We start from the raw sequence: 16187 nt of genomic DNA on the forward strand, positions 1-16187 counted from the left end.
TTCCCTTCTACTACTTCCTCTCCAGCTTGTGAAACTAGTGAAACTTTTATATAATGAAGGAGAATATGCAACTCTAAGGAGGAAAATCATGAAAGTTAGAAAAGCGGTCATTCCAGCGGCGGGGCTGGGGACTAGATTCTTACCTGCCACAAAAGCGATGCCAAAAGAAATTCTACCCATTGTCGACACGCCGACAATTCAATTTATTGTAGAAGAAGCAGTAGATGCAGGGATCGAAGACATCTTGATCGTGACCGGAAAAGGGAAAAGAGCGATTGAAGACCACTTTGATTCTGTTCCTGAGTTAGAAAATAATCTTCGCTCCAAACATAAAACCGAATTATTGAAGCAAATCGAAAAAACAACCAACATAAAATTGCACTTTATTCGTCAATCGAAGCCTAAAGGTCTTGGTGATGCCATTCTTCAAGCAAAAGGGTTCGTCGGCAACGAACCATTCGTAGTTATGCTTGGTGACGATATCGTACAATCGAAAGTACCTTGTGCCAAACAATTGATCGACCAATACGAAAAAACGCATAGCTCTGTCATCGGTGTTCAGCAAGTTCCACAAGATGAAACGGACCGCTACGGTATCATCGATCCATTAGAAAAAATCTCGGATCGCTTATACAACGTGAAAGGGTTTGTTGAAAAGCCAGAAGCAGGCAAAGCACCTTCTAACCTTGCCATTCTTGGGCGCTACCTTCTGACACCAGAAATTTTTGACTATTTGGAAACACAAGGTCCTGGTTCCGGCGGTGAGATCCAGTTGACCGATGCAATCAACAATTTGAACAAATTCCAGCGCGTCTTTGCCTATGATTTTGAAGGAACTCGCTATGATGTCGGCGATAAATTCGGCTTCATTGAGACAACACTGCGTTTCGCATTAAATCATCCAGAGATCAAAGACGAAGTAAAAGAATTGATTTTAAAACTAGGCACTGAATTAAAAGGCAGTACGCCGAAAAAATAAGTAAGAAAAAGAGAGATCGCAATGATCTCTCTTTTTTTATTCTTTATTGAAAATCGTCTTCACAACGCGCTCTGCGGAACGGTTATCTTGATATTTGAAATGCGTGTCCAAAAACGGCTTCACTTTTTCTTCTTCAAAATCCTCTTCTTCTAGTGCCGTGATCAAATCATCAAAAGTTCGTACGATCTTTCCTGGCACAAACCCTTCATATTCTTCATAAAAATCTCGACTGGTGACATAATCTTCTAAATCAAATGCATAAAACAGCATTTTACGTTGTAATGTCGAAAATTCAAAAATAACAGAGGAGTAATCCGTGATCAAAATATCAGTAATGAAGAGAATATCATTGATTTCTCGGTAGCTCGTCGCATCAAAAAAGACGTCTTTATGCTGTTTGGGAATGACTAATTTATTTTTGACAAATGGATGCATTTTGAAAATCACGACCGCATTGTTCGCCCGGCAATATTCAGCTAGACGGCCAAAATTGATTTTGAAAAAAGGATAATTGGCGTTGTTCGCCCCATTACCGCGGAAAGTAGGTGCAAACATAATAACTTTCTTTCCTTGCGTTTCCGGGAATAACTGCTCCATTTCTGTAACGATATTTTTCTTGTATTCCGGATCAAAGAAAATATCTGTTCTGGAAACACCAAGCGGCAGTACTTTTTCTTCCTTGATACCGAAAGCTTCCGCGTAAAACGGAACATCAATGTCCGCTGAAACGATCGCATTGCTGTAATTCCGGTGCGCCTCGCCATCAAAAAATGGTCCGCCTTTCTTCCCTACCCGACTGAAACCAACTGTTTTAAAAGCACCACAAGCATGCCACAATTGCACGAGTCTTGCTTCTTTAGAAAATTTCACTTCATAAATCATCGGATGGAAATCGTCAATGAAAATAATATCTGATATCCCTAGATAAAAAGGAAACTTAAACTTATCCATTGGTTTGCGGCGCAAGCGAATATTCGGTTTAAATGTCATATGCACCTTGTATTCTTTTGTAATCCCTAATTCTTCCATCTTGTTATACACATATTCAAAGTTCCCACTTAATGTCGAACGTGAATCGGAAGAAAACAACACCCGCTTCCCATTTTTAGGAACCCACTTTTGAGCTGTATAAAAAATCGCTTTAAAAATCGCATTTCGTACAATATAGCTGTTTTTATAGTAAGACGCGATCCAGAGATCCCGCCATCTACGCATGCGGCTTTTTTTCGGAGCTGGACGTTGAAAGAAGACATTGAAAACCAATTCATTGATATCCAAGGAAATCATCGGTTTTACGGTATAGCTGTACTTTTTATTAGTTCCGCCCCGCAAAAATTCTTGGCTGTTATCTTCCAGCAAAATATTTTTCCGATCGGTTTCCGTTTGTGCCTTCTCATAACGAACCTGTTCTGTCTCTGTCAACGCTTCAAACGGCTTGAACAATTGGCTGTCAGGAACCGCAACGATCTGGTCATTATCAGCTTTACGATAAAAATAAAGCAAGTAATCTCCGCTCGGCAAATAATTGCCGTCATCTAAAATAGCAACATTGAAACGAAGAAGAACTTCTTCCCCATTGATCGTCACTTCGGTAGGCTTATAGATCGTCGAATTTGTTGGCGTCCCAAAGCGGATTTCATAGCCTTTTAAATCCGAAAACCCTTCTATTCTCGCTTTAACATACATTTGAACCCGTTCCCATGAAATAGATTCAACAATAAATCGTTTTTTTATCATAAAATATATTGCCTCACTTTTAAAAATATGTAAATACAAACATAAAATAATCTTATAATAAAAAAAACATAAGGTCAAATGTGAGTAAATGTGAACTATTCAAGAAAAACGCATTTAGAACTATAAACTTTTTTAAAATCGCAAAAAAAAGCCTATCCGCAGATAGGCTTTTCCGAGACTCTGATTTTCTTTCAGGCAAGCTGAAGGTAGCTGTTTTTTATAAGAAATCTACAAATCTTTCACGGAAACGCATATGCAGAATCGCGCCAAAGAATAATAAGGTGAAGGAAACGACCCAGAAGTAGATGTTATACCCCATGTGATCGGTCACCCAGCCTTCGGAAAGGAAGGTCTCTCGGAACCCGTCCAGTAAATAAACGATCGGGTTCAATTTCAGAATGTTGACAACGACTGCTGGAAATTTGCTGGTATCTAACTGCCAGATCGCACCGGACACATAGAACAGCACGCGGAGCAGCGATTGCAAGATCAGCGGATAATCGCGGACAAGCACACTGATCGTCGAGTTCAGGATCGAAAAGCTGAACAAGAAGAAAACCATTGCGATAAAGTAATAGATGTATTGGATCCAGTGCAGACTAGGATAAATCCCTTTCCAAGCAAGAATCATCATTAAGAATCCCATCATTACTCCATAGCTCGTCAAATTCGATACGAGCGTGATATTTGGTAAAATACTCATTGGAAATTTCATTTTCGAGACAAGATTGATTTTATTGAAAATACTATTGGCAGCTTGCTGAATGGTTCCTGAAATAAAGAACCATGGAATGATCCCGATCAAAAGCCAAACGAAAAAAGGAACGTTGGAATCGATACTTCTTCCGGCTCTTAGACCTACACCAAACACTGCATAATAAATACCCACTTGGATAAGTGGATTTAATATTTGCCATAATAACCCTAAATAATGGTTTTGGTACGTCGCTTTATCTTCATAACGAGCAATTCGGAACATCATGAAGGAATATTGAAATTGTTCTTTTATAACTTGCCATACTTGTTTCACAAAAACACTTCTTTCATCTATTCATATTCAAATCCAAGTCATTTCAGCCAGACTTTTTTCATTATGTAAATAGCGGCTTCACCCCCGAAAGTTAGTATACCTTTTTTCAGAAAAGAAGTCTATAACTTATATAGAGGAATTTGCAGTTTCCCCACTTATAACAAAAGCGCATGGAGGCAATGAGATTGTCTTACATGCGCTTTTTATTTTTATTTGATTGCTTTTTTGTTGACCCAGCCTAGTAATTTATTGCCATATTTGATTTGCACCCATGTTGATCTACTTGTTTTTGCTTCGCGGATCACGGTGACTTTTTTGTTGGCATACTTTTTCGCATTGTTCATTTTTTTCGTATTCAATGCTGTTCCGTAGATTTTATTATAGAAATAATACTTACTCGTATTCACTACTTTCCCTGTACGGTTGACTTTTTTATTGTAGATCAATTTGTCATAGGTTTGAAAACCTGCTTTATTCGCCCAGCCGATGACTTTATTGCCTACTTTGAACTGATACCAGACAGTAGTTTTCCCTTTAGCTTCGCGAATGATCTTGATATTTTTATTGTTATATGCACTCAGCTTGCCTAGGTCTTTTGCCTTGCCAGTTGTTTTATAGACATCGGAGTAGATCCGGTCTTGACTTCTAGCTTTGACACCGCCATCTTTAGAAACCGTTTTATTGTATGCGACCGGTTCGTAATAAGCAAGACGTGCTTTGCTTACCCAGCCAAGTGTTTTGCTGCCGCTTTTGATCTGCGACCATGTACCTGATTTGGTTATTGCTTCGCTGACCACTTGTACTTCTTTCCCATTATAGCTCGACAGATTGGCTGCTTTTTTTGCTTGACTAGTCGTATTGTAAACTTGTGTGTAGACACTGTCATTTTTCTGCGCTTTGACTTTGGCATTCACTTTAAGCGTTTTTTTGCTTGTGATCTTGTCCAGATAAGTCAAGCTGCCTTTTGAGATCCATCCAAGCGTTTTGCTTCCTTCTTGGATCTGCGCCCAGTTGCCGCGTTTCGTCGTTGCTTCTCGAATGATTTTCAGATCACGATTAGTATATTTTTTCGCTTCTGCAACAGATGCTGTATTCGCTGTCGTACCATAAATCTGGTTATAAATACTTACATTCACACCCGGTTTGATCATTCCCAAGCTAGAAACCGCTTTGTTGGAAGTGACAGCGTCAAAATATGTCAACGCTTTTTTGTCGACCCAGCCGAGCACTTTGCCGCTCTTCTTCACTTCAGCCCAGGTTCCACGCTTTGTAACGGCTTCTTTAGAAACTTGCAATTCATTTTTGACATACGTATCAGATTTAGCGACTTGTTTGACGCCGCTTGCTGTACCGTAGATCTTATTGTAGATCGGATATCCTTTTTTAGACTGTGCGTTGACTTGGACGTTTTTTTGTGAAGTGATCGGATCATATATCGTCCCGGCATTTTTATTCACCCAGCCTAAAATACGACTGCCATATTTGACTTGAAGCCAAGTAGCGCGATCTGTTTTAGCTTCCCGAACGACTTGAACTTCTTTATTTGCATAATTTCCGGCATTTTCCAGTTTTTTGACTTTTGGATTTGTATGGTAGATATCGGAATAGAAATAATAAGTCTTACTATTTAATATCGTTCGCTTATAATTTACTGCTTTATTATATAAAATTGTGTCGTATTTGTCGTACTTTGTCAGTCCATATTTTTCAATAATGCTGTCGAGCTTCTTATTATAGTCCGGATCGGTCGCATAACGACCTGTCAACCATTTCGTAGAATCTTTATAGGATTTCGTGTTTTCGTACCAAGTTCCCTTATAGTAGTTGTGATCCCAGGATACACCATTTCTCAGCTTGCTGGCATTATCTTCCATCGATTCGTAAAAGCTTGGATATTTCCGAAACTCGGCTCTGATCGTGATCCATTTTCCATTGGAGAATTCTCTGGTTTCCACGATTACAGACTGACCTTTGTATTTCCCTTTCACACCAAAAAAGTTGTTCGCTTTTTTGGAAAGGCCACTCTCTCCCCATGCACTTTCTAGCGCGGATTGAGCCATCATAACAGAAGCATATACATTATATTTTTGAGAAAGTTTTTGTGCATATCCGGAGATAGACGCGAAAAACTTTTCTTGTTTCGATTGTACGGGTGCTGCAAAGGTTGCTACTCTTGCTTGTGCTGCCCTATTGGATTGAATTGATTGATCTTGTTCCATCATGTCCATTGCCGCTTGACGATTTTCCTCTAATGAAAAAACTGTACCTTCTTTCACATGTTGGATAGCATCTTCACTGCTGTCGGCTGCAAATACAGATTGAAAAGGCGCAATCGTAAGTCCTAAGCTTAGACAAGTAACGATAACGGTATTGACAAGATTTTTTTTCATTAACCAAACTCCTTTTTTATAGCATCTACTTGTGATTCTATCATTGTGAAACCAACATAGCAACATTATTTAAAAAAACGGGGCTAAGGAATCATGAAAATAAGTCAAATTTTTGACAATTTTACATATAAATGGCAAATTTTTTTCGTAAGATTGCATGAAGAATTTATCTATGACCAGCATTATTCTGTAGGTTCGCTTATATATGGCGAAGTAGTCGGCTATTTATTGATCTCGCTAATCCGTATCTACTAATCTACCGCTTTTTCATAATAAAAAAAAAGCACCCAAAGAGCGGAAACAACCACTTTTCGAGTGCTTTTTTTCATTTAGGATAAATGGCCTGGTAGATCTCTTCTGCGCCTTCCACTAAACGCGGACCTGGGCGGCTTAGTTTATTTGCGTCCAATGAATAGATGCGGGCATTCTTCACTGCGCGGATATTTTTCCAAGCCTTGCGTTTGGCAATTTCTTGCTTGGCATTTGGATAAGTCGTAATGATCACATCAGGATCTGCTTTTATGACCTGTTCTTCATTATATTTAGGGTATCCTTTTTTGGTAACGATATTTTTACCACCAGCCAAATCCAGCATTTCGTTCATGAAGGTGTTATCCCCTGCTGTGTATAGATCATTGCTGATTTCGATCCAGACGGTTGGCTGCTTTTTCTGCTTTGCCGCCTTTGTTTGTAAGCTCGCTTTTTGTTTTTCCATCCTTTGTACAACTGCTTTTGCTTTGTCTGTCGTACCTGTCAATTGTCCGATTTGCTCAATTGTTTTTTCTGCGCTTTGCAGAGTTTGTGCATCTTTTACAACAAATAACGGGATCTTTGCCTCTTCCAATTGTTTATACGCATCCTTTTGGAAGTTCAAGCTAGACTCGTGACCGAGTACAAGATCTGGCTTCATGGCAATGATTTTTTCTGTATCGACTTCAGTGGAAACGACTTTGGTTATTTTTTGCGCAGCTTTAGGATAGTCATCATACGCAGTAACGCCTTTCACTTCTTTTCCAAGACCAAGTGCAAAGAGGATCTCCGTGTTGCTTGGTATCAAAGAAACGATTTTTTTAGGTTTCTGCTTTAGCTGGATTTTGTTCCCTTCTGCATCTACCACCTTGTGGAAGCTAGGGGTTTGAGCCTTTTCGGTCGTGCTGGACATGCCGCAGGAAGCAAGTATTCCGGCAAGTAATAAGATAGGTAAGCTTTTCAACAATTTCATTTTCTAACTCCTTAAAAATCGCAGGCAGTCTGCATAGGACTGCCTGCGATAGCCTTTTTCTTTAAACGCGATTTACTTCCATTAGTAGGTCACCGGAATCAATGGTATCGCCATCCGTTACGTAGATCGTTCCTACTTCGCCATCAAATGGCGCTTGGATAGTTGTTTCCATTTTCATTGCTTCAGTGATCAACAATGGATCGCCTTTCTTCACACGCTCGCCTTTTTGACGAACGACTTGGATCACAGAACCGGTCATGGTAGCACCGATATGTTCCGGATTGTTGGTATCGATCTTGCGTCTGGAAATGACTGTCGATTGAACGTTGAAATCTTGGATATTGATCTCACGCGGCTGACCGTTTAGTTCAAAATAAACCACGCGTGTTCCGTCAGCAATTGGTTCACCGATCGAATTCAGTTTGATCATCAAGATCTTCCCTTTTTCAAGTTCGACTTGAATCGTCTCACCTAAACGCATTCCTTTAAAGAATGTCGGTGTATCGAGAACTGTTACATCTCCATACGTATCGATCATTTTGCGGTATTCTAGGAAGACTTTCGGATAAAGAATGTACGAAAGCACTTCTTTTTCACTTGGTTCATAACCGATTTTTTCTTGTAATTCTGTCTTCACTTGTGCAAAGTTGACAGGTTCCATCAATGCACCTGGGCGTTCTGTCAGTGGTTTTTTACCTTTCAAAATCAGTTTTTGCAGTTTCTCAGGGAAGCCACCATAAGGTTGACCGATCTCGCCCATGAAGAACTCGATAACAGAATCCGGGAAGTCGATCGTATCGCCCTTTTCGTAGACATCTTCTTCTGTCAATTCATTTTGAACCATGAAGAGAGCCATATCGCCGACTACTTTCGAGGAAGGCGTTACTTTTACGATGTCACCAAACATTCGATTCACTTCTGAATACATGCTCTTTACATCGTCCCAACGTTCGCCTAGTCCGACAGCAATTGCTTGTTGATGCAAGTTCGTATATTGTCCGCCCGGCATTTCATGGATGTATACTTCTGTTTGCGGTGAATTAAGCGAGTTATCGAAGTCCTTGTAATACTTGCGGACATCTTCCCAATAATGGTTGATCGTTTGGGAATTTTGCGCGTTTAAATTCGTTTGACGGTTCCCATTTACTAGACCGTAGTAGAGTCCTGTCATACTTGGTTGTGAAGTCGCTCCGCTCATCGCGCTGGAAGCAACATCGACGATATCCACACCAGCACTGACTGCCGCCGCATACGTATAAATACCGTTACCGCTCGTATCATGCGTATGCAGATGGATCGGGATGTCGATCGTTTCTTTCAGTTCACTGACTAGACGATACGCAGCTTGTGGTTTTAGTAGCCCTGCCATATCTTTGATTCCTAAAATGTGCGTACCTTGTGCCACTAACTCCTTCGCCATATCTTTATAATAATCAATGGTAAATTTCGTTCTGGTCTCATCATCGATATCCCCTGTATAACAAATAGCTGCTTCTACAACTTTACCTGCTTCTCTTACGGATTGGATAGATACTTCCATTCCTTTCAGCCAGTTCAAGCTATCGAAAATACGGAAAACATCGACACCGGATTTAGCAGATTGCTTGATAAATTCTTGAATGACATTGTCTGGATAGTTTTTATAGCCGACTGCATTTGCACCGCGAAGTAACATTTGGAACATGACATTCGGGATTTTTTTACGCAATGTTTCTAAACGCACCCATGGATCTTCATTCAAGAAACGATAGGCAACGTCGAAAGTCGCACCGCCCCACATTTCAAACGAGAACATATTCGGTAGCATATGCGCCATTGCATCCGCGATCCGGAAAATATCTTTAGAACGAACACGCGTTGCAAGCAGCGATTGATGGGCATCTCGCAGCGTCGTATCTGTAAGCAATACTTCCTCATGCGATTTGATCCAGTCTACGATCCCTTCCGGACCTTTCGCATCCAAGATTTGTTTCGTACCTGGCTCGATCTTGGAATCATAGGCGATCTTCGGCACGCGCGGTGTCGTATAGACCGCTTTATCTTCCTGCTTGATACCTGGGAAACCGTTGACGGTGACAGTTCCGATGTAGCGGAGTGTTTTCGTACCACGGTCGCGAATATGCGGGAAGTCGAATAATTCCGGCGTACTATCGATAAAGGATGTATTGTATTTGCTGGAAATAAAGTCAGGATGTCTTACTACATTCAATAAGAACGGAATATTGGTTTTCACGCCGCGGATCCGGAATTCTACCAAGTTACGGCGCATTTTCCGAACGGCTTGTTCAAATGTCATTCCCCACGTACATAATTTTACAAGTAAAGAATCATAAAACGGGGTTACGACTGTTCCTTGGAAACCATTTCCAGCATCCAGACGCACTCCAAAGCCGCCAGTTGAGCGATAAGTATCTACTCGTCCTGTATCCGGCATGAAATTGTTAAGTGGATCTTCAGTAGTTATCCGGCATTGGATAGCGGAACCATTGATACGAAGATCTTTTTGCTCAGGGATCGCCATCACATCGCCATGTAACTCTAAGTCATCCGCAATAAAGATCTGCGATTGCACGATGTCCACACCTGTGATCATTTCTGTGATCGTATGTTCTACTTGAACACGTGGATTTACTTCGATAAAGTAAAATTCTTCGCCTTCAACTAGAAATTCGACTGTTCCCGCATTTACGTATTGGACGTTTTCCATCAGTTTAACGGCAGCATTACAGATACGTTCTCGAAGGTCTTCGGTGATTGCTTGACAAGGAGCTACTTCTACTACTTTTTGATGACGGCGCTGAATCGAACAGTCCCGCTCAAACAAGTGGACGATATTTCCATGTTTATCAGCTAAAATTTGAACTTCGATATGTTTCGGGTTGATCACGCATTTTTCTACATATACTTCATCATTCCCGAACGCTGCTTTTGCTTCTGAGGCAGCACGTTCATAAGAATCTTTCACTTCTGCTTTGGAATTTACGACACGCATGCCGCGTCCGCCGCCGCCAAGAGATGCTTTGATCATTAGCGGATAACCGTTTTTCTCACCAAAAGCTTCTACTTCTTCTACACCGGATACAGGACCATTACTACCAGGAATAACTGGTATTCCAGCTAATAATGCTTGCTCTTTGGCTTTTATTTTATCCCCAAACATATCTAAATGTTTCGATTTAGGCCCAATGAAAATAATTCCTTCTTGTTCACAACGTTTGGCAAACTCGATATTCTCGGAAAGAAAGCCATATCCAGGATGGATAGCATCGGCATTCGATTCTTTAGCGATCTCAATGATATTATCGATATCCAAATATGCATCGATCGGTTTTTTGCCTTTACCTACTAAGTAAGCTTCATCCGCTTTATAGCGGTGGAATGCAGCCGAATCCTCTTTCGAATAGATTGCAACCGTTTTGATCTTTAACTCTGTACAGGCGCGCATGATGCGGATCGCAATTTCGCTTCGGTTAGCGACTAAAACTTTCTTGATATTATTCATTATTCTCCTCCTAACCAACATTTTGTTCATCGTGATTTGAGTGCACAGTTTTTCCTCTCTATTAAAAGAACTGGTTATTATAAAAACAACCAACTCCCCAAAGGACATATTGTTAAACTCAAAATTTTCAAAAACTTCTTTTTAACTATTTATGACGTAAGTTCTATGAAAGGATATATAACAGTTATTATAGTATTAAAGTATAGGAAATGTAAATTGTTTTCCTCGAAATTATTTAAAAAGTTAAGAAACTGAAGCAAAAGGCTTGAGGAAAACACGTACCAGTTACCGGTTCTGTGCTTCTATCAAGCCTTTTCACTATTTTTCAAGAACGGGATATTTCTTTTTATAACGTTCCATCATATTGATATTCACAATCAAACCAAGCAGCATCGAGAGCACCATCAGCGAGGAACCACCATAACTGATAAACGGCAACGTTACCCCTGTTATCGGGATCAAGCCGGATGCACCGCCAAGATTAATGAACGACTGGATCGCGAATAATCCCGCTGTTCCATAACATACTAAAGCACCAAACGGGCTGGAAGTGCGTAATCCTGTGAGCGCGATCTTGAAGATCAAGAAGAACAGTCCGCCGATCACGAACATCACCCCTAAGATACCTAATTCTTCCGCGATCACGGCAATAATAAAATCGGTATGTGCTTCGGGAAGATAGCCCAGCTTCTGAACACTTTGTCCCAAACCTTGACCAAAGCCGCCGCCAGAACCAATCGCATAGAGAGAATTGACTAACTGATGTCCCGTTTTCCCAATATCATGGAATGGGTTTTGGAAGCCAGTCAAGCGGCCGATCCGTGTAGGAGAAATGATTTTTTCACGAATCTGCTCCGGCATGATCAGCACAAGTAGCGTGAACCCTGCGATCAACCCCGCAGCGATTCCAATCAGCTTCGAGATCGTCTTGAGCCGCATTCCGGATGCGATGATGATACAGCAGCCTGTGAAGAAAATAATGAACGTTGTCCCTAGATCAGGCTGAATAATGATCAGGAAACAGATAAACGCCAAGAAAATAATGGGCGGTAAAACGCCTCTGTTAAAATCATCGATATAGTTTTGCTTCCGAGCATAGATTGCCGACATATAAATTATCACGACTACTTTTGCAAACTCTGCTGGCTGCAAGGAAGCTGTTCCGATGCGAAACCAACTGTTGGCATTATTTGACGTATGTCCCAGTACGAAAATCATGCAAAGCAGTGCGATCATCCCTACCACCATCGGTACAAGAAACTTGTTGCGCTGGAACAGTTTATAGGGAACGATTGCAAAGATAATAAAGATAATAAAACTGAGTATCAAATTTTTTAATTGTCGCGCGTAAAAATAATCTGCGACTAGATCATTCCGAAAAGCTAATGACCAACTCGCACTATAGACCATAATCAAACCAAATAAACATAACAGGATATATGTAATAATGATACTATAATCATAGGATTTCATAATTCTTTTGAACATACACATCTTCCAATCTTAGAAAAATTGCTTCTCTTTCATTATATAGGATGTCAGACAAGAAAAGAACCTCAAGCACTCAATTTTTAAAAATAATAAAACTTTTGTTTGCATAAAAAAAACCGCTGAAGCGATCAGCAGTTTTTATCCATTTATTTTCGGTTCATTGCCAGTTCATGCAATGCGGAAAGCTCTTTTTCTAAAGTAGCTAATAATTTTTTACCTTCTTCTGGGTCCACTAATCCAAGTCTTACCGCAAAATTGATTTCCTTCGACAGCCCATACATTTGGGTATCCAGAACTTCTTCATAAGCAGGACATTGTGGTAATGTTAAATTATCCATCTGCACTTTGATCAGCTGCAGGATTCTTTTTGCATCTTGTTTCAAAATATCAATGGCCTCTGCTCGATGATTGACTGCTTTTTTTGTTGCCATACTGCTACCCCCATTCACATAACCTTCTAAATATCATCAACTCTATGTCAAGAGTAAAAATCTTTTTCATCTTTCAGTATAGCATAAAAATGATATTACGCAATAGTTCACGTAAGGAAAAGCTTAAATTGACTGAATTTTTATTCTTTATCTTTCCCTTATAAAGATGGTATAATACTCTCATGAGGTGAAAAATTATGAAAGTAACTTGTATCTTATGCGATCAAACGCATGAAATCGACTCGCGTACGTTTAAAGCAAAACGACTTCGCAATAAACCTATCAAGATGTATTTGTGTGAAGAATGCGACCACCGCATCGCTGTAAATACAGTCCATCGTATAAATTCCGGGAAATTTGATTTCCATAAACCTTATAAAAAAACGTTTATCGATTTTCACCCGCAGAAGTGATGTGTCTGTCAAAGCAAAGCCACATACTCGAGTAATTGGATCTATACAAATAGAAATGCCCCGTACACGACGGGGCATTTTTTTAATGGATATTATAAGGTACAACGATGTCGTCATCTTTATCTTTCAATGTGTTGTCGAAATCATCAGGGTTCAGTACTCCGATTTTCGTATTGTTTTTGATCGAATCATAAGTAGCTTCATCCATTGTGAATGTCACAAGTCCGCGAGCAGTCTTATGCGGTGCGAATACAAATGGATCTTTTTTGCTTCCTACCAATTTGTAAGCATCCGGTACAAAATTATCTAAGCTGCCTCCAACCGATTTGGAAGCATTCATCAAGCTGATCTCGTTCGCTTTGTAGATAACATCTTTATTACTGCGGTTTTGGATCGATACATCGAGTGTTACGACATAACCGTTTTTACCATTCAAGTAGCTTTGCGGATCGCTAGCCGGTGCTTTTTTCGTTGGTGCTGTCAGTTTTTCTGCTTTCACTTGGTTGATCGTGATCGTTAAATTACGGAATATCTTGACGAAGCTAGCGTCGCTGTTGACATAGATATTAGTAACATTTCCACCGAGGATCGGTGCTACGTTCGAAACTTTAAATCCTTCTGGAGACAATGAAAATGCTCCTTTTGTTGTTTTTGAAGAATCTTTTGGTGTGGCTGGCTTTTTAGCTGGCGCTTCTTTTGTAGGTTCTTCTTTCTTAGTAGTCGGAGTTTTCGTCCCTGTTGTCGTAGATTGATCCGATTTGTTATCTTTATCAGAAGTTTCTTTTTTAGTTGTAGTTTGTTTGTCGGAATCTGCTTTTTTCTCGGTGTTTTTCTTTTCTTTTACTGCCTGACTCGTTGTCGTTTTGGCAGTTTCTTTTTTATCCCCATTATTTTCACTTTTGTCCGTATTTCCACATGCCGCTAACATGGCAACAATAATCAACGTACTTGCAAGTGTTATCGCTTTTTTCATTGTATTCCCACCTTTCTCTTAATCTTAATATAGCAGATTTAACCTAAGATTACAATATTATGTCAGTTATGTGTTTAATTCTTTACATTTTCTTTAGTGTTTTTAAAAAAAGAGCCCTGTAAACTAGCTACAGGACTCTTTGATTTCCAATGATTAATCGTTTGTTTTAGAGCGTTTTGCTGCTTTTTCACGTTCATTTTTGTTAAGGATCTTCTTACGCAGACGAATGCTTTCTGGTGTAACTTCACAATACTCATCGTCATTCAAGAATTCCAAAGATTCTTCTAATGTCAAGATACGTGGTTTTTTGATAACGTTTGTTTGATCTTTATTCGCAGAACGAACGTTAGTCATTTGTTTAGCTCGAACAACGTTGACAGCGATATCCCCTTCGCGGTTGTTTTCGCCGACGATCATACCTTCATAAATATCAGTACCCGGTTCTACAAAGATCGTTCCGCGGTCTTCCACCTGCATGATACCGTAAGTCGTTGTTTTACCAGTTTCCATGGAAACAAGTACACCACGACTACGTCCGCCGACACGGCCTTTTTGGATAGGTTGGTAGCTGTCAAATGTATGGTTGATGATTCCGTATCCACGTGTTAAGGAAAGGAATTCTGTTGTATAACCAATCAAGCCACGAGAAGGAACATGGAAAATCAAGCGGATCTGTCCAGAACCATCGTTGATCATGTCTTGCATTTCCCCTTTACGTGAGTTAAGGGATTCCATTACGCCACCCATATATTCTTCTGGGATATCGACTTGCACGCGTTCAACCGGTTCACATTTCACACCATCGATTTCACGAATGATTACTTCTGGTTTCGAAACTTGCAGTTCGTAACCTTCACGACGCATGTTTTCGATCAAGATCGATAAATGCAACTCGCCACGTCCGGAAACTGTCCAAGCATCAGGAGAATCTGTTGGGTCGATACGTAAACTTACGTCTGTTTGCAATTCTGCAAGTAAGCGTTCTTCGATTTTACGGGAAGTAACATGTTTCCCTTCGCGACCTGCGAAAGGACTGTTATTCGTTACGAAAGTCATTTGCAGTGTTGGTTCGTCGATGCGAAGTACCGGTAAAGCGTCTTGGTGATCAGCTGGTGTTACGGTTTCACCGACGAAAATGTCTTCCATACCGGAAACAGCTACTAGATCCCCTGCTTTTGCTTCTTGGATCTCCACACGTTTCAATCCTAAGAAACCGAACATTTTTGTAACACGGAAATTTTTGACGGTCCCGTCTAATTTGATCAGAGATACCGATTGACCAACTGCCATCGTCCCACGGAAGATACGGCCGATACCGATACGACCAACATAGTCGTTATAATCAAGTAAGGATACTTGGAATTGAAGTGGTTCATCGCTATTGTCCACTGGTGCTGGAACGTGATTGATGATTAGATCGAAAATCGGTTCCATTGTTTTTTGTTGATCCTTAGGGTCAGCGCTCAAAGAGCTTGTTCCATTTACAGCAGCAGCATAAACAACTGGGAATTCCAATTGCTCGTCATCTGCACCTAATTCGATAAATAATTCTAAGATCTCATCTACGACTTCCTCTGGACGAGCAGAAGGACGGTCGATCTTATTAACAACTACTAACGGACGCAAGTGTTGTTCCAATGCTTTTTTCAGTACAAAACGTGTTTGCGGCATTGTTCCTTCATAAGCATCTACTACTAATACAACACCGTCAACCATTTTCATGATACGTTCTACTTCGCCACCGAAATCGGCGTGTCCAGGTGTATCTAAGATATTGATGTGTGTACCTTTGTAGTTGATAGCAGTATTTTTTGCTAAAATCGTGATTCCGCGTTCTTTTTCAATGGCGTTGCTGTCCATTGCGCGTTCTTCTACTTGTTCATGATCACTGAATGTACCGGATTGACTTAGTAACTCATCTACTAAGGTAGTTTTACCATGGTCAACGTGGGCAATAATTGCAACATTACGAATATCTTCTCTTAAATTCACTTTCTAAATTCCTCCTAAAGAACTTTC

At 40.3% G+C, this 16187-nt stretch carries 12 protein-coding genes; 3 read left to right on the forward strand and 9 right to left on the reverse strand.

From position 1 onward, the window contains the following. Nucleotides 1-88: 88 nt before the first annotated feature. A complete protein-coding gene (gene galU / locus EL241_RS08790) occupies nucleotides 89-979 on the forward strand; it encodes a UTP--glucose-1-phosphate uridylyltransferase GalU (protein ID WP_036106333.1) in 891 nt (296 codons plus the stop codon). 36 nt (nucleotides 980-1015) lie between these two features. Here the strand turns inward: galU and EL241_RS08795 are convergent, their stop codons facing one another. The 3 genes from EL241_RS08795 to EL241_RS08805 form a co-directional block, all read right to left on the reverse strand. Next, the gene (locus EL241_RS08795; protein WP_003755121.1) at nucleotides 1016-2716 is read right to left on the reverse strand and encodes a CDP-glycerol glycerophosphotransferase family protein; all 1701 of its coding nucleotides are present in this window, start codon (nucleotides 2714-2716) and stop codon (nucleotides 1016-1018) included. Nucleotides 2717-2933: 217 nt separating this feature from the next. Then, nucleotides 2934-3746: an ABC transporter permease gene (locus tag EL241_RS08800; RefSeq protein ID WP_003755119.1), complete on the reverse strand. Its 813-nt coding sequence runs from the start codon at nucleotides 3744-3746 to the stop codon at nucleotides 2934-2936. A 209-nt stretch (nucleotides 3747-3955) separates the two neighbouring features. Continuing rightward, nucleotides 3956-6136 carry a GW domain-containing glycosaminoglycan-binding protein gene (locus tag EL241_RS08805; protein WP_170166155.1) on the reverse strand — a complete coding sequence of 727 codons (2181 nt, stop codon included), beginning with the start codon at nucleotides 6134-6136 and terminating at the stop codon, nucleotides 3956-3958. Nucleotides 6137-6229: 93 nt separating this feature from the next. Here EL241_RS08805 and EL241_RS13665 point away from each other — a divergent pair, with 93 nt between their 5' ends. Continuing rightward, a complete protein-coding gene (locus EL241_RS13665; RefSeq protein WP_170166156.1) occupies nucleotides 6230-6391 on the forward strand; it encodes a hypothetical protein in 162 nt (53 codons plus the stop codon). Nucleotides 6392-6461: 70 nt separating this feature from the next. On the opposite strand, the gene EL241_RS08810 is transcribed toward EL241_RS13665, so the two are convergent. The 4 genes from EL241_RS08810 to EL241_RS08825 all read right to left on the reverse strand — a co-directional run bounded on the left by EL241_RS08810 (nucleotide 6462) and on the right by EL241_RS08825 (nucleotide 12782). Continuing rightward, entirely contained in the window at nucleotides 6462-7358 is an 897-nt protein-coding gene (locus EL241_RS08810; protein ID WP_036106321.1) for an ABC transporter substrate-binding protein, read from the reverse strand. Nucleotides 7359-7419: 61 nt separating this feature from the next. Next, nucleotides 7420-10860 carry a pyruvate carboxylase gene (locus EL241_RS08815; RefSeq protein WP_077912779.1) on the reverse strand — a complete coding sequence of 1147 codons (3441 nt, stop codon included), beginning with the start codon at nucleotides 10858-10860 and terminating at the stop codon, nucleotides 7420-7422. A gap of 318 nt (nucleotides 10861-11178) precedes the next feature. Then, nucleotides 11179-12348, reverse strand: a complete 1170-nt coding sequence (locus EL241_RS08820) for an FtsW/RodA/SpoVE family cell cycle protein (protein ID WP_115345728.1) — start codon at nucleotides 12346-12348, stop codon at nucleotides 11179-11181. A gap of 149 nt (nucleotides 12349-12497) precedes the next feature. Next, entirely contained in the window at nucleotides 12498-12782 is a 285-nt protein-coding gene (locus tag EL241_RS08825; RefSeq protein WP_003755091.1) for an Fpa/YlaN family protein, read from the reverse strand. A 197-nt stretch (nucleotides 12783-12979) separates the two neighbouring features. On the opposite strand from EL241_RS08825, the gene EL241_RS08830 reads away from it, so the two are divergent. Beyond that, the gene (locus EL241_RS08830; RefSeq protein ID WP_126320516.1) at nucleotides 12980-13195 is read left to right on the forward strand and encodes a YlaI family protein; all 216 of its coding nucleotides are present in this window, start codon (nucleotides 12980-12982) and stop codon (nucleotides 13193-13195) included. 82 nt (nucleotides 13196-13277) lie between these two features. Here EL241_RS08830 and EL241_RS08835 read toward each other — a convergent pair whose 3' ends face one another. Together EL241_RS08835 and typA are read right to left on the reverse strand one after the other, a co-directional pair. Next, nucleotides 13278-14168, reverse strand: coding sequence for a DUF5068 domain-containing protein (locus tag EL241_RS08835; protein ID WP_126320517.1), 891 nt, complete (start codon nucleotides 14166-14168; stop codon nucleotides 13278-13280). A gap of 153 nt (nucleotides 14169-14321) precedes the next feature. Beyond that, nucleotides 14322-16160, reverse strand: coding sequence for a translational GTPase TypA (typA, locus tag EL241_RS08840; RefSeq protein WP_003755085.1), 1839 nt, complete (start codon nucleotides 16158-16160; stop codon nucleotides 14322-14324). Nucleotides 16161-16187: the final 27 nt, after the last annotated feature.

The sequence above is a fragment of the Listeria grayi genome (assembly GCF_900638015.1).
GTDB classification, from domain to species: Bacteria; Bacillota; Bacilli; order Lactobacillales; family Listeriaceae; genus Listeria; species Listeria grayi.